Annotated in this window: 15 protein-coding genes; 6 read left to right on the top strand and 9 right to left on the bottom strand. The window is 37.8% G+C overall.

Annotated elements, in window-relative coordinates:
• Positions 1 to 711: 711 nt before the first annotated feature.
• Complete coding sequence (locus tag AC1M9B_RS07140) at positions 712 to 1,524, top strand: M48 family metallopeptidase (RefSeq protein ID WP_481608853.1); 813 nt, start codon at positions 712 to 714, stop codon at positions 1,522 to 1,524.
• Positions 1,525 to 1,569: 45 nt separating this feature from the next.
• On the opposite strand, the gene AC1M9B_RS07135 is transcribed toward AC1M9B_RS07140, so the two are convergent.
• The 4 genes from AC1M9B_RS07135 to hrpA form a co-directional block, all read right to left on the bottom strand.
• The gene (locus tag AC1M9B_RS07135; protein ID WP_481608852.1) at positions 1,570 to 2,397 is read right to left on the bottom strand and encodes an SDR family oxidoreductase; all 828 of its coding nucleotides are present in this window, start codon (positions 2,395 to 2,397) and stop codon (positions 1,570 to 1,572) included.
• Positions 2,398 to 2,866: 469 nt separating this feature from the next.
• Positions 2,867 to 3,637 (bottom strand): lysophospholipid acyltransferase family protein, encoded by a 771-nt coding sequence (locus AC1M9B_RS07130; protein ID WP_481608851.1) that lies wholly within the window; start codon positions 3,635 to 3,637, stop codon positions 2,867 to 2,869.
• A 19-nt stretch (positions 3,638 to 3,656) separates the two neighbouring features.
• On the bottom strand, positions 3,657 to 4,772 hold the full coding sequence (locus AC1M9B_RS07125; RefSeq protein ID WP_035270185.1) for a beta-ketoacyl-ACP synthase III: 1,116 nt from the start codon (positions 4,770 to 4,772) through the stop codon (positions 3,657 to 3,659).
• A 47-nt stretch (positions 4,773 to 4,819) separates the two neighbouring features.
• On the bottom strand, positions 4,820 to 8,707 hold the full coding sequence (gene hrpA, locus AC1M9B_RS07120) for an ATP-dependent RNA helicase HrpA (RefSeq protein WP_481608862.1): 3,888 nt from the start codon (positions 8,705 to 8,707) through the stop codon (positions 4,820 to 4,822).
• Between the two features lie 510 nt (positions 8,708 to 9,217).
• On the opposite strand from hrpA, the gene ahpC reads away from it, so the two are divergent.
• On the top strand, positions 9,218 to 9,781 hold the full coding sequence (gene ahpC / locus AC1M9B_RS07115) for an alkyl hydroperoxide reductase subunit C (RefSeq protein ID WP_035270191.1): 564 nt from the start codon (positions 9,218 to 9,220) through the stop codon (positions 9,779 to 9,781).
• Positions 9,782 to 9,856: 75 nt separating this feature from the next.
• Here ahpC and AC1M9B_RS07110 read toward each other — a convergent pair whose 3' ends face one another.
• Positions 9,857 to 10,441, bottom strand: a complete 585-nt coding sequence (locus AC1M9B_RS07110; protein ID WP_481608850.1) for an O-methyltransferase — start codon at positions 10,439 to 10,441, stop codon at positions 9,857 to 9,859.
• A 65-nt stretch (positions 10,442 to 10,506) separates the two neighbouring features.
• Positions 10,507 to 10,728 (bottom strand): DUF1653 domain-containing protein, encoded by a 222-nt coding sequence (locus AC1M9B_RS07105; protein ID WP_481608849.1) that lies wholly within the window; start codon positions 10,726 to 10,728, stop codon positions 10,507 to 10,509.
• A 236-nt stretch (positions 10,729 to 10,964) separates the two neighbouring features.
• Here AC1M9B_RS07105 and ahpF point away from each other — a divergent pair, with 236 nt between their 5' ends.
• The 4 genes from ahpF to AC1M9B_RS07085 all read left to right on the top strand — a co-directional run bounded on the left by ahpF (position 10,965) and on the right by AC1M9B_RS07085 (position 15,243).
• Complete coding sequence (gene ahpF / locus AC1M9B_RS07100; protein ID WP_481590248.1) at positions 10,965 to 12,530, top strand: alkyl hydroperoxide reductase subunit F; 1,566 nt, start codon at positions 10,965 to 10,967, stop codon at positions 12,528 to 12,530.
• Between the two features lie 174 nt (positions 12,531 to 12,704).
• Entirely contained in the window at positions 12,705 to 13,049 is a 345-nt protein-coding gene (locus tag AC1M9B_RS07095) for a hypothetical protein (RefSeq protein WP_035265393.1), read from the top strand.
• 149 nt (positions 13,050 to 13,198) lie between these two features.
• Complete coding sequence (locus AC1M9B_RS07090; protein WP_180028406.1) at positions 13,199 to 13,900, top strand: VIT1/CCC1 transporter family protein; 702 nt, start codon at positions 13,199 to 13,201, stop codon at positions 13,898 to 13,900.
• A 131-nt stretch (positions 13,901 to 14,031) separates the two neighbouring features.
• Positions 14,032 to 15,243 (top strand): YeeE/YedE family protein, encoded by a 1,212-nt coding sequence (locus tag AC1M9B_RS07085; RefSeq protein WP_481608848.1) that lies wholly within the window; start codon positions 14,032 to 14,034, stop codon positions 15,241 to 15,243.
• A gap of 255 nt (positions 15,244 to 15,498) precedes the next feature.
• Here the strand turns inward: AC1M9B_RS07085 and AC1M9B_RS07080 are convergent, their stop codons facing one another.
• From AC1M9B_RS07080 to AC1M9B_RS07070, 3 genes are all read right to left on the bottom strand, one after another.
• Positions 15,499 to 16,797: a dicarboxylate/amino acid:cation symporter gene (locus tag AC1M9B_RS07080; RefSeq protein ID WP_481608847.1), complete on the bottom strand. Its 1,299-nt coding sequence runs from the start codon at positions 16,795 to 16,797 to the stop codon at positions 15,499 to 15,501.
• Positions 16,798 to 17,333: 536 nt separating this feature from the next.
• Positions 17,334 to 18,113, bottom strand: coding sequence for a TIGR03915 family putative DNA repair protein (locus AC1M9B_RS07075; RefSeq protein ID WP_481597344.1), 780 nt, complete (start codon positions 18,111 to 18,113; stop codon positions 17,334 to 17,336).
• The gene (locus AC1M9B_RS07070; RefSeq protein ID WP_180028409.1) at positions 18,114 to 19,373 is read right to left on the bottom strand and encodes a putative DNA modification/repair radical SAM protein; all 1,260 of its coding nucleotides are present in this window, start codon (positions 19,371 to 19,373) and stop codon (positions 18,114 to 18,116) included.
• Positions 19,374 to 19,514 lie beyond the last annotated feature (141 nt).

Below are 19,514 nucleotides of genomic sequence, written 5' to 3'. Positions count from 1 at the left end.
TTAGAGGAATTTATCTTAAAGTGTTCTGTTGTATCGATTGGCTAGGATAAGCAGCATGCGCATATTAATGATGCTCAGACCTTATCAAAAATCAAACAGGCCTTATAACACTGTGATCAAAAAAATTCGTGGTTATAAATCACATAATTAATCCACCCAAATTTAATTAAAATACCCAACGATAATATTTGAGAATTAAATCACAAAATACACCAACTCAATGTAAGAAAAACTTCACAATATAAGAATTAATTTTTAATAGCCTTGAATGGAATTCCAAAATATTTCGTTATGAGTTATTTGTCAATATTCAACTAAAATAGTGAGAATTTATTCTCATATTAAATTAAATTAAGAAACAGAATCACACTTAAATATTTAAAAAAACAATAATAAAACATAAATTACTGATTTATATATACTATTAATTTTAATAAATATTAATCCAACCACCAATAATATAATTAAAGTATAATAAAATACAAAATATATATAAATAAAATAATTTATCTAAATAATAAAATAACGAATTAATAAATATTAATGTGACTAAAATCTCATTATAACCACCATGATATTAATTCGTTCAAATTAATAGTTAAAATAATGTTTGTTTAATTAATCTAAATATTGAACAATAATTAAACACAAAATCTAGCTATTAAAAATCAAGTTAGATCTCAAATAATATCCCATCATTAAGGTGTAATTATGAAATCCTTCGCGTTTGGTATTATAAGTTCAATTGCATTAATCACGACTGGCTGTGTTTCAACCACATCATTAGGCACTGTAGCTTCCGAACGTAAACAACTCATGATTATTCCGGAATCAGCTTGGAATAAAATTTCAAATCGTAGCTATAATAAATTTGAAAAGAAAGCGAAGACTAAGTCTTTATATCTTGAAGATCCACGCTTAAATCAAATTTTGGCACGTTTAATCCCACATGCTAATCAATATTTACGTGAAGGTCGTCAACCAATTCAATGGCGAATTAACGGTGTGCTCAGCAGCAAACCGAATGCCCAATCCTTTCAAAGTGGGCAAATTGTAGTTAATTCGGCTGTATATATGTTTGAAAACTTATCTGATGACGAGTTAGCCACCCTAATTGCGCATGAAATGGCACACATTATCCGTAATCATAGTCGTGAAAAGGCTTCTCGTTTCGCAGCAATGAATTTAGGTCTAATGGGTGCAACCATGGGAACTGGGGCTGCCATCGGGCTTGCAAGTGGTTTATCAGGCAATCAAACCAATATGTCTCATCACCGTCATCTAGAAGAAGAAGCTGATTTGATTGGTTTAGATTTGATGGTGAGAGCGGGCTACAATCACAATGCAGCACTCTCATTTTGGGATAAATTCGAAGCTAATCTCAACAAACGTAAAATGAATAAAGATCAATCAACCTTATTCGCAAGTCATCCGAGCAATGACCAACGTAAAGCATTCTTAACTGAACAAGTCATGCAGATCGAGATGTATCAAAAGGATGTCAACCTTACTGCATTACGATAATCTAGTATAAATAATAAAGCCCAACACAATGTTGGGCTTTCTCATTTATGGATCAACAAATAAATCGACCATCAATTCCTCATCTGATGGCTCAACTCGATATTTTTCGAAATCAGTTTCACCTTTCTCTCTTAATATCTCTTCATCGATCATCATACGACCCGTGATCGAACGTTTCTCACTCGTCAAGATTGCATAGGCTGCTTCAGCCATGATTGCCGGTATCCGAGCCTTGCTAAATAACTCACGTCCACCGAGAGAAAACTCAATCGCTGCAGTTGCAATAATGGTTCTAGGCCACAAGGCATTAACACTTATCCCATAACGTTCGAATTCTTGATTCATTCCCATGGTCAACATACTCATGCCATATTTACTGATGGTGTAAGGAGAATGAACCGCAAACCACGATTCTTTTAAATTTAAAGGTGGAGAGAGACTAAGAATGTGTGGATTTTGACTTTGTTTTAAATAAGGCAAGGCAGCTTGACTACAGACCATAACGGCTCGAGTATTAACTTGATACATAAGATCAAAACGATTTGGATCAAGCGTTTCAACCCCACTCAAATTAATCGCACCAGCGTTATTAATGAGGACATCTATACCACCAAAATGTTCAGCAGCATGTTTCATTGCGGCTGCGACAGCATCTTGATCTCGTACATCAAGTTGGATCGCTAATGCTCTCCCACCAGCTGCTTCTATTTCTTTTGCAACAGAATGAATCGTACCACTGAGTTTCGAATGTTCAGTGCTCGTTTTTGCAGCAACCACAATATTTGCACCATCTTTTGCAGCTTTAAGTGCAATCTCACGACCGATACCTCTGCTTGCACCTGTAATGAACAGTGTTTTTCCTTGTAGTGACATAATCCCTCTGTGTTATTTTGTTTTTGAGTTTTAAATGTACAAAAAAAAAGCACTTATGCAAAATTTCTTTATGAACCTCTAAGTCGTAGAAGCATACATTTTGCAATTACAAAATTAGAATTATTTTGATAGCATGCTGAAAAATATAAATAACATTCTGTTTTTATTAATTTTTCAAAAACCAACTATAGTTGCATTTTGTTCCAAAAAATCAACTTTGATTTTCAATCTTAATTTGTGTGAATTTAAAAAAGTGAAAATCGCGCTCATACGCCTATTATTATTCTGAGATAAAAAAAAGCCCAAGGAGGAGTACAATCTTTGGGCTTAGTAAACTGAATATTTACATTAAAATAATATACCTAATTGATATAAAATAGAAAGCACTAATTTATTTTTTTTATATTATTTTAAAAATATTTTTATAATCAACAATATAATTAGATTAACAAGTATAATTTTCTAGGATTTAATCTTGTCTATCTCGTATCAACTGCGTTGATGCAATATTTTCGTAAATCGTTTGCTGCAATTGATCTCTGAATTCAATCAAATCCTCTTCTGTTTTGATATTTGAGATTGATTGTCGTGGTAAAAACTTGAAATAGAATGGGACTCTTTTAGGAATAATATTTTTGGGTATTGAAGGCAAGACATCACCTTGACGGAGTAATTTGCCAATTTTAGGTACAGCTAAAAGCTTTTTAAACCACTTTTTTTCAAGCAAATAATTGGCATCAAGTGCCAAATCGAATACTTCATCACCACCTACAGCTACAAAAGGTGCAATGTCGTAGTCAAATTCTTGAGCTAACTTTAAGAATCCGTAGCGCTCTTTCCATATGAGTTGATATTCTTCCCCTTTGCGCTTTACTACCTCACGTCCACCACCTGGAAACACTAGGATAGAGTATCCTTGTTGCATTGCATCTCTGGCGTATTCTCTTAGACCCTCAATTGCACCCATTTTATGAACCATATCTTTCCAATACGGTATTTTGAAATGAATGTGATCACCTAAACTCACAATTTTAATTTTGTGCTCTGTATATAGATAATCAATCAAAATTGGCGTATCAAATACGCCATAAATTGTATGATTACCCACATACATGGCAGGTCGATCAGCATTGAGATGTTCAACACCAAGAAAGGTCGGTTTAAAATAAAAACGTTGCAATAAACTACCATATCGGATCATTTTAGAATGGTGTTGGATTTGCAATGCTTTATTTTCCATTGAACATCTCTTTATCTAATTAAGCTACTCGCTTCTGAACCAGTATCGAACCAACAGAATAACCCGCACCAAATGAACATAATACGCCGTATTCACCATCATTCACTTGATCAGCAGTTCGATGTAACGCAATGATGACACCAGCTGAAGAAGTGTTTGCAAACTCGTCTAAAATGATTGGAACTAAGTCCGGATCTGCTTCAGCAGCAGCTTTACCCACAACCAGCTTTAAAATTAACTCGTTCATGCTGGCATTGGCTTGATGTAACCAGAAACGTTTAACATTCGTCGGTTCGATTTGGTTTTTCTCAAGTTGCTTTGTAATCATTTTCGCAACCAATGGACATACTTCTTTAAACACTTTACGACCATCTTGACGGAAGCGTTTATCATCCGCGTTGGTTGTTTCACTTGGATTCAAGAAACCAAAATTATTACGAATGTTATTAGAGAATTGCGTAAACAATTGCGTATCTAAAATTTCGAATCCAGTTTTAGAATCTGTATCTTCAATAATTGAAGCTGTCGCTACATCACCAAAAATGAAATGACAATCACGTGAACGATAATCTGTATGACCTGATGTGATTTCCACATTGACCAAGAGCACACGACGAGCACCAGACTTGATCGCATCATAAGCTTGTTTTAAGCCAAATGTTGCAGCAGAACAAGCAACATTCATATCATAAGCATAACCTTGAATGCCTAATGCAGTTTGAATTTCAATAGCAACCGCAGGATATGCACGTTGCATATTTGAACAAGCCAATATTACAACATCAATGTCTTCAGCAGTTACACCGGCATTTTCCATTGCTTGTTTTGAAGCGATCACACCCCACTCAGCTTGAAGTGAAATTTCATCATCTGATCGTTCTGCTAAGTTTGGACGTAAACGATTAGGATCTAATACGCCTTCCTTCTCTACAACATAACGTGCTTTAACACCTGAAGCCTTCTCAATAAATTCTGCACTTGAACCACGGCGTGCTTCGATTTCGCCCGCAGCAATTTTTTCAGCATTCTCTTGATTAAACTTTTCTACATAAGCATTTAAACTTTCAACCAATTCTTCATTGGTGATGACATGTTCAGGATGGAATAAGCCAGTGCCTGTAATACGAATGCCCATGCAAAACTCCTTTTTTGAGTAACTCAATATTTCAAATTAGAGCTATATTAACTGATTCCGAGACGTTCCCATACTTTTTGAATACGGTTTGGCGAAATTGGCATCTTGGTTTTCATCGGTTGAGAGAATAATGAGATTCTCAGTTCTTCAACCATAAAATATAACTCTTTCAATTTCTGATCATTTTTATATTTAAATAATTTATCCATCCAAGGATCGACTTGAGCAATCGCATCATCATCTCGTTTGAGATTATGAGGCAAACGATCAATCCTGATCAATAAAGCTTTAAGATAGCGTGGAAATTCAATCCACACGTCTACAGATTTACTATAAGCAAAATCCGCTAAACTCATTAGATCAAGTTGATCTTCAATATCATCGATATTTTTACCAAATACATTGGCATCAATCATCATCAACTCGCGTCGAATTTGTTGCCATTGTACATAAATGTCATTAAAGGCAGCCAAGACCTTTTGACCATGCGTCAAGAAAGACTGCTTAACAGCTTGTAAAATGGTTTGGAAATCTTGCGCATCTACAGGCTCTTTCTCTAAAGCTATTTGCAATGTTGCGTAAACTAACATTTGTTCTAACTGAGCTTTATCACCTAAAGGGGAATAGGCTAATGCGAGTGGTTTAGAGATTTGTTTTTTAAGCTGTCGAATCAAATCACCTAGCTGCATATGAATCAGGCGAATAATACCAGCACGATGATGGCGTATTGCTTCGTGCTGATCATTAAACGTTTGAATGACAACACCTGACTCATCCTTTTGCTCAAGCTTAGAAAATTCCTTGCTTGGTACAAGTGCTTGATATTGTTTGACGACGACACCTGTGACTTTTTGCGATGCTTCAAACACAAAATGCTCAGGGAAAGTTTGATACTCACCTTTTAACTGCTTGACTGGACTATGCGTTTCAGTACGACAGCGTGCTTTTAATTCAGATAAATCGCGACCTTGCTCAATCACTCGTCCTTTTTCATCGATGACTTTAATGAGCGGTAAAAGATATTGTTCAATTCGATCTACATTAAAATCTTTTTCAGTGATCTGTTCGCCTCTCAATTGAAAAGCTAAAAAACTAAAAATATGCTTTTGTAAATCTTGCGCATCTATTTTGGACATCAGTTTACGCGCATTATCTGGTATAGGTACCAAGCCACGACGCTTATCTTTTGGAAGAGCTTTTAATAGTGCTTCAATCAAATCAAGACGCCAACCTGGAATGCCCCATGACCATAAGTTTTCATCTACTTGTGGCAGGGCCTGTAGTGGAATCTTGACCGTCGCACCATCTTCATCATGACTTGGGTCAAATCGATAACTTGCCGCTAAACGAAGGTCCCCATTACGTAAGTAATCAGGGAACTGTTGGGTGGTTGGACGATCGTTAAGCCACAAAGCATCGTCATCGATGAACAAATAACGTGGATTTTGAGGCTCAACTGTTGCACGCCAATCTTCAAAACTACGCCGACTCGCGACATCTTCAGGCACTTTTGCTGCATAAAACTGATAAATCGTCTCTTCGTCTACCACCAAATCACGACGACGCAATTTGTCTTCAACTCGCTCAACTTCTTCTAGTTTAAGCAAGTTATGTTTTAAAAATGGTGGTGTAATCCCCAGATGACCCGTCGTTAAAGCATCGCGAAGGAAAATTTCATGCGCCGCAGTTTGATCGACCTTTTCATAATTGATTTGACGCTTAGGTTCAATAATCAAACCAAACAGTGAAATTTGATCATATGCGTTAACTACACCTGCTTTTTTCGACCAATGCGGTTCAAAGTAATGATGTTTCACTAAATCACGTGCAGCTAGCAAAATCCACTCAGGCTCAATTTTTGCCAGTGTTCGTAAATACACCTGAGAGGTTTCTACCATCTCAAATGCCATGACCCATGGTGTATTGGTTTTGTGTAAGGTTGATGCAGGAAATATACGTGCCTTTTGTTGACGCACTGCCATGAATACATTGCGTTCATCTGTTTTATTTGCAATGAATGACAATAGTCCCGTGAGTAAAGCTCTGTGAAGATTTTCGTAACTGGTTTTCTTTTCATTAAAAGAAAGCTTTAAGCCTTGAGCAAGATCAACCAGTTGCTCATGTGTTTTTTTCCATTCTCTCAAGCGTAACCAACTCAAGAAATGATTACGTGCAAATGTGCGACGCTTATTTTCACTCATCTCCCGATTTGCAACCAACGCATCCCATAATTTGAGATAGAATAGAAAGTCAGAGTCGGCTTCACGAAACAAGGCATGCTTCTGATCCGCTTGCATTTGTTTATCAGCAGGACGCTCTCTTGGATCCTGAACAGCTAACGCTGCCACGATAATCAATACTTCATTGAGCGCCCCAAAATGAGCACCCCCCAAAATCATACGTGCGAGTCTTGGATCAATTGGCATTTTTGCCATTTGTTGACCAATTTTGGTGAGAGAATCGCCTTTGCCTTGAAGTCCACCTTTATCTAAAGATGAGGCTGTTTTAGCCACACGAGAAGGATTACTCTTTTCCGTCATCGCCCCGAGTTCAATCAGCAGTTTACGACCATCATTGACGAGACGATGATCAGGCGGTTCAATAAAGTCAAAATCTTCGAGTGTTCCAAGACCTAAACTCTGCATCTGCAAAATAACAGATGCCAAATTAGTACGTTTGATTTCAGGTTCAGTAAATTCGGGACGACTTAAAAAGTCTTCTTCTGAATACAGTCGAATACACACACCCGGTGCAATACGACCACAACGACCTTTACGCTGATTGGCTGCTGCTTGAGAAATCGCTTCAATCGGTAAACGCTGAACACGCGAACGGTAGTTATAACGAGAGATACGTGCAAAGCCACTATCAATGACGTAACGTATGTTTGGAACGGTCAATGCAGTTTCCGCAACGTTGGTGGCAATAATGATACGCCTTCCACCACCAGCAGGATTAAAAATCTTTTGTTGTTCAGATAACGCTAGTCTCGCATACAAAGGTAGAACTTCTGTATGACGAGGTCCATGTTTGATTAAAGTTTCCTGTAGCTCACGAATCTCTTGTTCCGTACTGGCAAAAATCAAAATATCTGCGTGTTCAGGATGACCTTTTTCCTGTGCATCTTTGAAACATTCTTCAACAGCTGATACTACTGCGCGCGGTAGGTTTTCTTCAAAGTCATCAAACTCATCATCATCACTCCCTACAATACTCATTTCAGAGATCGGACGATAACGCACTTCTACAGGAAAACTACGACCTTCAACCTCAAAGATCGGTGCGTTATTGAAGTAACTTGAAAAACGATTAACGTCTAAAGTTGCAGATGTGATGATGACTTTAAGATCTTTACGACGTGGCAAGAGCTGTTTTAAATAGCCCATGATGAAGTCAATATTGAGCGAGCGCTCATGTGCTTCATCAATAATAATGGTGTCATATTTGGTTAAGAAACGATCATGAGCCAATTCAGCCAGCAAAATACCATCTGTCATTAAACGAACGATAGAGTCCTGTGAACCCTGTTCGTTAAACCTTACTTTAAATGAAATAGACTCACCGAGTTTTTCACCCACCTCTTCTGCAATACGTTGCGATACACTGCGCGCAGCTAATCGTCGTGGCTGGGTATGACCAATTAACCCTGTTAAACCACGCCCCGCAAGCATGGCTATCTGAGGAAGCTGAGTTGTTTTACCTGAACCTGTTTCACCCGCAACGATAATGACCTGATGTTTTTGAATGGCCTCAATCAATTTGTCTGCATATTGGGTAACAGGTAAATCTTGATTAAGTTTGATATTAGGAATGCGTTGAATACGCTGTTGTACTTTTAAATTTGATTTTTCAAAAAGTTCTTGATATTGCTTTTCATTGGCATCTTTTCCTTTGCGTAGTCGATTTAAACGATGAAGATCTCGTGCCATCACCATTTGTTCTACATTTAACCCTATCGTCGCCAAGTTTTAGCCCTATACCAATTACGAAACGCTTTATTCTACTCATTTTCAAAGATTATCCCAAATCTGAATCGGACTATTTTTTTAGATTAAATGAGAATATAAAGCTTAAAATGATCTTATGTTGAAATAGAAACAAGTCAGCCGCGTTATGTGACAATTCATACAATTTTTGAAATTTTCATGTGGCTTTTTATATTTTTGAAAAACTAAATCCAAAATAATGATGTTTTTTTTAATATTTACCCTTGAATTTTCACTTCAGTGTCTTCATGTTGGTAGGCATGTGAAATTTTCTCATCCTGTCACGAATACATCATTTTGATGTGTTACAAGGAAGACAGATGACAAACTTAAATGGCAATCAATTTACATAATTCGGTTTTTCCGATTTTTGTAATGTAAAAATACCATTTCAGCACAGAACGAAAGTTCGATACTCTAATTGAAAATTAAAGACTAACCTCAATCATGGAGACAATGATGAGCTTAATTAATACTGAAGTTAAACCATTCGCAGCTACAGCTTACCACAACGGTCAATTCGTAGACGTGACTGAAGCTGATCTTAAAGGCAAATGGTCTGTAGTATTTTTCTACCCTGCTGACTTCACTTTCGTTTGCCCAACTGAACTTGGTGACCTTGCTGACAACTACGCTGAATTCCAAAAATTAGGCGTGGAAATCTACGGTGTTTCTACTGACACTCACTTCACTCACAAAGCTTGGCACGACACTTCTGACGTAATTGGTAAAATCCAATACCCATTAATCGGCGATCCAACTTGGACTCTTTCTAAAAACTTCGAAGTTCTAATCGAATCTGCTGGTCTTGCTGACCGTGGTACTTTCGTAATCGACCCAGAAGGTAAAATCCAAATCGTTGAAATCAACGCTGGTGGTATCGGTCGTGATGCTCAAGAACTTCTTCGTAAAGTTAAAGCAGCTCAATACGTTCACGCTCACCCAGGCGAAGTTTGCCCTGCTAAATGGAAAGAAGGCGATGCAACTCTTGCTCCTTCAATCGATCTAGTTGGTAAAATCTAATTTATTAGATAGCACTAAAAAAACCACGCTTTGCGTGGTTTTTTTGTGTTCAATCCATCAAATTCTCAATCACCATCAATTCCGCGTAATCATCAATAATCCACACCCAATATTCAGCGTCATCGTGCAAAAATCAGGATCAGCCTTTACATCCTTTAAAAAGCTTTGTATTTCAGCAGCATGGGAAATCACTTTATCTACAAGTATTACGCCATGTTCAGGATGTAGTACCTTTTTTAAATATTGCCAATAATCAGGATATGCATGTCGATTCGCATCTAAGATAATTAAGTCATACACATCGCCTTCATTAATTAATAAATCAATTGCATCACTGCTGATAAAATCAATAAGGTGACCTAAACTAAACTGTTTGGCGTACTGAGTCGCAAGTGCTGTTCTTTTTGAGTTTATATCAACCGTCGTCACTCGACCCTGATGATCCGAAACCGACTCCGCCATCCATAATGTTAAATATCCTGTCGAAGTTCCTATTTCAAGAATTCGTTTAGAGGTCTGGATCTTAATAAGCATCGAAATATAATGGGCAGATTCTGGTTTTATATTTCGATATCTCAGATCGCGATCAGTTTGATATGCATCATGTTGAATTAACTGCTGATATAAACTTTGCATTTGACTTAGAAATTCAGCATTCATGACATATTCTCATTGAATCGATTTCTATAAACTAATCAAAGATAAAGTCTTTACTATGACAATCATCATAATTTTTGAATCATTTTAAAACGTTCAATTTCACGATCATCATCTTCTAGATAAATGCTTTCCGTAAACATCGATAATGGCCTTACCCATATTGAATAATCTCCATAAAGGCATTGATAGACCACAAGCTTTTCTTGAGTTTCACTATGCGTCGCTACATGAAGAACCTGATAAAGTTGTCCTTTATAGTGTTTATAAATACCTCTTTCTAAGGTCATAATTGGTCCTCGCTCATATCTATTACAATAATTTCAATGTAAATATCTGAATTTAAATTGCTTTTATACTTGAAAATTCAAGTTTTAACTCAATATTTTCATACATCAACATCAATGATCTTGATAAAATTTATTTTTCCGATTGAATTTATAAAAACAAACTGTTTTATCTATTCAATCAGTTATCTTAGTATACCTGTATCGAATGAATTATTACTCCTTTGGAGACGTTAGCAATGTTAGATCAAAATACTTCAGCTCAATTAAAAACGCTTTTAGAACGCCTTGAAGGTCCAATCGAATTGGTTGCGACTTTAAATGATTCAGACAAATCTGCAAAAATCAAAGAACTTGTGGAAGAGGTGGCTGCACTTTCTCCATTCGTCACAGCTCGTTTTGATGGTCAAAATAAACGTGCGCCGAGCTTTGGTATTGCAAAAGCAGGTGAAGAGCCGCGTGTCTTCTTCGCAGGTTTACCAATGGGTCATGAGTTCACTTCTTTGATTTTGGCATTGCTACAAACTTCTGGGTATGCACCAAAAGTATCTGATGAAGTATTGGCATCCATCAAAGCTTTAGAAATCAAATCTGACTTTGATGTATTCGTATCTTTAAGCTGTCATAACTGTCCAGATGTGGTTCAAGCACTTAACTTGATCGCAATCTACAACCCTGGCACAACAGCAACCATGATTGATGGTGCATTCTTCCAAGACGAAGTTGAAGAACGCAAAATCATGGCTGTACCAATGGTGTTCCAAGACAACGAACATATCGGTCAAGGTCGTATGACATTGGAAGAGATTGTTGCGAAGCTTGATACTAATTCTGCTGCGAAAGATGCTGAAAAGCTCAATGCCAAAGACGCATTTGACGTGCTTGTGATCGGTGGTGGTCCTGCAGGTAACACATCTGCAATCTATGCCGCTCGTAAAGGTATCCGTACGGGGATCGTTGCTGAGCGCATGGGTGGTCAGGTCATGGACACCATGGATATTGAAAACTTTACATCAGTGCAAAAGACGCAAGGTCCTAAGTTTGCGGCTGAAATGGAAGCACATGTTCGTGAATACGGTGTCGACATCATGAACCTACAACGTGTGTCTGACATTAAAGGTGCAGATGAAACTGCCAACGGTTTAGTCGAAGTGACTTTAGAGAATGGTGCAAAACTTGAATCGAAAACGGTCATCCTGTCTACAGGTGCACGTTGGAGAGAAATGAATGTACCAGGTGAGCAAGAATACAAAACACGTGGTGTTGCGTACTGCCCACACTGTGATGGCCCATTGTTCAAAGGTAAACGTGTGGCTGTGATCGGTGGTGGTAACTCTGGTGTTGAAGCGGCAATTGACCTTGCGGGTATTGTTGAGCATGTCACTTTAGTTGAGTTTGATACTAAGCTGCGTGCTGACCAAGTATTACAAGACAAACTCAACAGCTTGCCAAATACGACTGTCATCAAAAATGCGTTGTCTACAGAAGTTGTGGGTGATGGCAAACAAGTCACTGCACTGAAATACAAAGATCGTGCGACGGATGAAGAACACACTGTCGAATTGGCGGGGATTTTCGTACAAATCGGTTTGTTACCCAACACGGATTTCTTAAAAGAAACCCAAGTTGAGTTAACCAACCGTGGTGAGATTGTGATTAACGATCGCAACGAAACCAATGTAAAAGGTGTATTTGCTGCGGGTGACTGTACAACAGTACCTTATAAACAAATCATCATTGCCACTGGTGAAGGCGCGAAAGCATCACTGTCAGCGTTTGATTACATTATTCGTTCTGGACAGTAATTTCAGCCTTAACATACCGCATTAAAGTGTAGCCCTGAGAAAACTCTTTCTCGGGGCTTTTTTATAAGCCAATATTATCTTTACAATTTTTGAATAAAACTTTATTTAAAATCTGCTTATATTGTTCTCATCCATGCTACTTGGATAATCATTGAATTAAAAAAGGAAGATAAAATGAATAAGATTCTTGTTGCTTTAGGTCTTGCTGCTACAGTTGCTTTGGTTGGGTGTAATAAGGATAAAGCTCCTGAAACTGGCGCGACAACTGGTGAACATTTAGAAAATGCCGCTGAACAAGCAGGTGCAGATATTCAGAATGCGACTGAAGATGCAGCTCAATCAACTGCAACTGCAGTCGACAATGCTGCTGATGCGACAGCGCAAGCTGCAGATAATGCTGCTGCACATGCTGAAAATGCTGCGCACAACGCTTCAGAAGCGGCTAAAGAAGCAACTGCTAATGCAGCAGCAGCTGTAGAAGAAGGTGCAGCGAATGTAAAAGAAAAAGCTCAACAATAATTTGAGTTCTACCAATTAAAGCCTCTTTAGAGGCTTTAATTTTTTCTCTAACAGAGCAATTTTACAGCCCCAAGATACGAATCAAGCCTATACTGTATGAATAACAACTCTTTTTTGAATAACATTTTCAGATAATAAGACAAAATCCTATGAGCTATTCACATCATACAGAACCACATTATATACATCGCACTGGTTGGTTAAGAGCTGCTGTTCTTGGTGCCAACGACGGTATAATTTCAGTCACTAGTTTAATCATGGGGATGGCAGCAAGTGGCGCGAATCAACATACCCTTTTAATCACTTGTATTGCTGGTTTGATTGCAGGCGCAACGTCCATGGCAGCTGGTGAATATATTTCGGTAAAATCTCAGTCTGATATTGAAGAAGCTGATCTAAAGTTTGAAGCAAGTGAGTTAGCACGCAATCCACAAATCGAACTGAAAGAATTAACGCATATTTATGTACAAAGAGGATTATCACCCGAACTTGCTCATCAAGTTGCTATACAACTGAGCGAGCATGATGCGTTAGCTGCACATGCACGCGATGAAATTGGTATTCATGAAAATACAACAGCTCAACCTTTTCAAGCCGCTTGGTCTTCTGCCACCGCCTTTTCAATAGGTGCAGCTTGCCCTATGATCGCTATACTGATCAGTCCTCCTGCATATTTAGAATACAGTGTTGCCTTTTTTTGCATTTTAGCGTTATTTATTCTAGGGGCTTTATCTGGATATTTTGCTGGAACGTCTAAAGTAAAATCTGCATTGCGAATTACGCTTTGGGGAATCGCAGCGATGGCATTTTCAAGTTGGATTGGCTCACTGTTTAATGTACATGTCGGCTAACATATAAGAATTACAAATATATAAAATCAATATTACTCATCAGCATTTAATGCATAAATGCAGTGTAGGACTATCAACCCACAATCAATCAATTAAAATACTGATGTGTTTTATCAGCTTTTCTTATCTTCATGTCCATTATTGCAGCTCAATCTGACCGATCACACTCATCGGTCTGGATCGCTATTGTTTTATTGATTGTAGGCACCCTTGGTGCTTATCAAATTGTGGGAATTAATCAAGCCCTGTTATTCCTTATTGGTGGTGCGCTTGGTATGACGCTCTACCATGCATCATTTGGTTTTACATCGAGCTGGCGCGTTTTTATTAAAGAACGCAAAGGTCGTGGTTTACGTGCACAAATGATTATGCTCGCACTGGCAGTGCTGCTCTTCTTCCCAGCTTTAGGTGCAGGTGAATTATTTGGTCAACCCGTTAAAGGCAACGTCAATCCCGTATCGATGTCCGTGATGATTGGTGCATTTATTTTCGGAATTGGCATGCAACTGGGTGGTGGTTGCGCATCTGGGACGCTCTATACAGTCGGTGGTGGAAGCTCACGTATGCTGATCACTCTATTCTTTTTCTGTTTAGGCTCACTGATCGCTACTTCACATATTGAATGGTGGTTTGCACTGCCACACTTAGCCCCTATTTCAGTAGTACAAAGCTTTGGTGTTATTCCAGCGCTAATACTCAATTTCGTGCTATTTGGTTTGATCGCATTAGCAACAGTCTACTTCGAGAAAAAACGCCACGGTCAGCTTGAACAAGAACCTGTTGCAGCACATCAAGGCTGGAAACGTTTCTTAAAGGGACCATGGCCTTTAATTTGGGGTGGTATTATTCTCACCCTGCTTAATTTCGCCACGCTTGCATTGGCTGGTCGCCCATGGGGTGTCACATCTGCACTCGCAGTATGGGCAGCGAAAGGTGCAACATTAGTCGGAATTGATGTAACAGCTTGGGACTATTGGCAACAACCTGGAAATGCTAAAGCTTTAGCAAATTCGTTGTGGTTTGATATCACCTCTATGATGAATTTTGGCATCATGCTCGGCGCTTTACTTGCAGCAGGTCTCGCTGGAAAATTTGCACCGAGTCTCAATATCCCTAAACGCTCAATTCTAGCAGCAGTCATTGGGGGGATCATGTTGGGTTATGGCGCTCGATTAGCATACGGTTGTAACATCGGTGCTTATTTCAGCGGCATTGCATCAGGCAGTCTACATGGGTGGTTATGGCTGATTTTCGCTTTTATTGGTAATGGTATAGGTGTGAAACTTCGTCCACTATTTTTCCCGAATGAAAAGCCTCAGCCTGAAAAACTTACAGGTTGCTAATCAGCAAATATCGATATTTGAGAACGCCTAATTTCAATTGGGCGTTTTTATCTTTCTATAGTGCAATTACAACCACTTAATAGAATAAGAAAAAGAAAGGAGTATTAAATTTCAGCCGATTGAAATCAGCTAAGTCACCAAAGTTTGTTCTTATAATAAGTCTTAATGTGCTTACTTTGAGTTTGTTAAATGCTGCATCATCTATATAAAAACCCATCCGAAGATGGGCTTAAGATTTAGATATTAAAAGTGAAGTCAAGCCTCTACTTTCTTTTTCAAAGTTGCATCTAATTGTTCTTTATCTAATGCATTATCCCAACGTGCTACAACGATTGCTGCACAAGCATTGCCAACAAGATTAGTTAATGCGCGGCATTCAGACATGAAACGATCGATACCTAAAATAAGTGCCATCCCTGCAACAGGTAATGCTGGAACGACGGATAATGTAGCTGCCAGAGTAATAAAGCCCGCACCCGTTACACCTGCAGCCCCTTTTGAACTAATCATCGCAACCAACAAAATTGTGAGCTGTTCCCAAATGGTCAAATCGATATTACAGGCTTGAGCAATAAAAAGAGCAGCCATCGTCATATAGATATTTGTACCATCTAAATTAAATGAATATCCAGTTGGAATGACCAAACCAACGACCGACTTTTCACAACCCGCTTTTTCCATTTTATTCATCAGCGTTGGCAGTGCAGCTTCAGAAGAGCTCGTGCCTAATACTAACCATAATTCATCTTTGATATAGCGGATGAGATCAATGATAGAAAATCCATTGTATCGTGCAACTGCTCCCAGAATAAGCAGAACAAATAAAAGTGAAGTAATATAGAACGTTACGATTAATAATAGTAAATTTCCAATACTCGAAATACCGAAAGCACCAATCGTATACGCCATCGCACCAAATGCACCAATTGGAGCTAGTTTCATCAACATACCGACAAGGTAAAATACCGGAGCGGTCAGTGTCGTTAAGAAGTCTGTAACTGGTTTCCCTTTTTCACCCACCGCTGCAAGCGCTAAACCAAATAGAACAGCAACAAATAAAACCTGAAGAATCTCACCACCCGCCAAAGGACTGATTAAAGTCTTTGGTATGATATTCATGAAGAAGTCAACAATAGAGGCATCCTGAGCTTTTTCAACATAAGTTGAAACTTTGTCACCTTCTAAAGCAGCAGGATCGATATTAAGACCTTTACCCGGCTGAATAAGATTGGCAACAATCATGCCCACAATCAGCGCAAGCGTAGAGAAAGTTAAAAAGTAAGCCATTGCTTTACCCGTCACTCGCCCCACTGCGCCCATATTCGTCATACCAGCAATACCCGTGACCACAGTCAAGAAAATAACGGGTGCAATGATCATTTTGACGATTTTAATAAAAGCATCGCCAAGAGGTTTTAAACTTGCCCCCAACTCCGGCATAAAATGTCCAAGTGTGACACCCGCAATAATTGCAAAGATGACTTGAACATATAAAATTTGATAAAACTTTTGCTTCTTAGGTGGTTGAGATTGCTCATCAACGTGAATATCCATGGAAGACCCTTCTAATTCAAAAAAGTGAATCCATTGTTAAATGCAATAAATTTCACACTCAAAAATGAATTGCGCGTTAAATAATTTCAAAGGTCGAAATTCTAGTGACATTCACTTTTTGAATGAAAAAGTCGGGCTTAACTATTAGTCTAAGAAAAAAAGATCTATAGAGTTCAATTGGGCTGAGATGACTAAATATGAATCGTCATAAAAATTAACTCATATAAAATTAAGTTTTGATATTTTTAGAAAAAAAAATGAAAATTAAAAATTCATAAGTTAATTTTGAATATTAAAAATACAAATAATTTTATTTTATGACCCAATATATACCTATAAAGTATAATTAAATTTCAATGCAATCTAAGAACAATATATATAAATATATAATTCAATATCTTATGTAAATAACCCTTAAAGAAATATAATCAAAAAATATTAATCATTTTAGTAGTATAAATTTAAAACACTCTTACAAAATTGTTTTTATTATATTTTATCAAATAAATTCAATAACTTATTTTTAGAAAATCGTACTAAACCTGCTTTTCATTCATATATCTCCAATACCTTTTAGGTACGTATTGAACATGCAACTTAGGATTATCACGTGCCACTATATTTACACTCTTAAAATAATCCTTCCAAAGTTGATCATATAGCTCTTCTTGATCATCGAGTTCAATCATGAATGATTGACTAGAACCTATATGGATATTTTGATCAATTTCGGCTGCATTCAAATTAACTTGATGGACTTGCTTCAAATCATAGTAAATTCCGTAGCGTCGCTTTTCATCATAAATTAACCAACGCTGGTCTTGATAACGTGCTTTGAAATGCTTAGAGATTAAAGGCAGAACATTAAAATCTGGTCTTACTAATGATAAAAATAAACCATCCTTACACTTTTTAAAGCGAACAAATGCCTCCATTCGGTGCTTTTCACGACCAACTTGTTTAGCCCATTGTGCAAGCGCTAAAACATCACGATGACCGAAATTTTTTTCAACGGCATATTGGTGCTTAAAGATATAAATGGAATAATCAAATAGATGTTGATATGCCACTTCCTGCTCAGACAAAAAAGTAAAATACCAATTACGCAAACTTGAAGCAGAAATTTTAGATTTTAAACCTTGCCAGACTCGTTCAGCTTGCTTTTCTTCACTGTAAACTCGGACTGACTCATCAAATAAATTCTGGTGAGCGTTTCCTTCAGTTTGAACTTTTACGTCGAACTCTTTGAATTGAAAAGCTCTAAAAACACAGCACAGCAACCCAGTCATGGTACCATCAAAAACATACACAGCCATTTAAAACCCAAATCCTAGTTGAGGTGACAGTTGTTTCACATATTTTGATTGCCCACTTTGTAAAATTTGCTGGCGGATCTGATGAGCGTGCTGTTCTCTTTTAAACTTAGGTGTATCAGCACATCGAATAAAATGTTGAGCACGATTATAAGCAACGCCTAAGCGCTTTAACTGATCGATATGAATTTTTCCAAAACGGCGAGCCTGTACAATTTTCTTAGCAGATCTCACACCAATGCCAGGAACACGTAAAATCATTTTATACTCAGCAGTATTAATATCCACTGGAAACTGCTCTGGATGTCTTAAAGCCCAACCTAATTTAGGATCAACCTCTAAATCTAAATTGGGATGTGCTTCATCCACAATTTCGTTGGCTTCAAATCCATAAAAACGCATTAACCAATCTGATTGATATAAGCGATTTTCTCGCAATAACGGCGGTGCAGAACCTACAGCAGGTAAAGCAGACTCTTCTGGATTGATAGGTATATATCCTGAGTAATACACCCGTTTTAATTTAAAATCTTTATAGTGCTTGTCAGCCATCAAGATTACATCACGATCTGTTTCGTGATGCGCACCGACCACCATTTGTGTTGTCTGACCAGCAGGCACAAATTTAGGAACCGACTTGATTAGTTTTCTCTCATCTTTCAATTCAATCAAACGGTCTCTCACAATACCTAAATCTTTCTGCACTTCTGCATGCGACTTTTCAGGTGCAAATTTCACTAAGCCTTCTTCTGTCGGCATTTCTAAGTTAATGCTCATCCGATCGACATACAGTCCAGCCTCATGAATAATTTCTTGCGAAGCGCCCGGAATAGTTTTGAGATGAATGTACCCATTAAAATTTTCTTCCAGTCTTAATTTTTTTACGACTTGAAGCATTCTCTCCATGGTGTAATCCGCGGATTTAAAAATTCCTGAACTTAAAAATAACCCTTCTATATAGTTTCGACGATAAAAATTAATGGTCAGATCTACCACTTCTTGGACGGTAAATGCTGCTCGCTTTACGTCATTTGAACGGCGAGAGACACAATACGCACAATCATAAATACAGACATTTGAGAATAAAATTTTTAATAATGAAACACAGCGACCATCTTCGGTATAACTATGGCAAATTCCGGAACCTGTATTACCAAGACCTTTATCTTTGTTCTTGCGGTTACTACCACTTGAGGAACAAGACACATCATATTTGGCAGCATCAGCTAAAATCTGTAATTTTTCACGGATACGATCAGACATATATGTAAGGGGAAACAATGAGATTTCGAATATTATAATTGTTTATTTATTCTACTAAATGTCGCTGATCATTCATGCGACACAGTTTGACGCTTTGCATTTTCGCACTAAATAATGAATATAATTTGATTCTCCGATCAT

Source organism: Acinetobacter sp. ANC_7513 (assembly GCF_056779915.1).
This window is presented reverse-complemented; position numbering and strand designations above follow the sequence as displayed.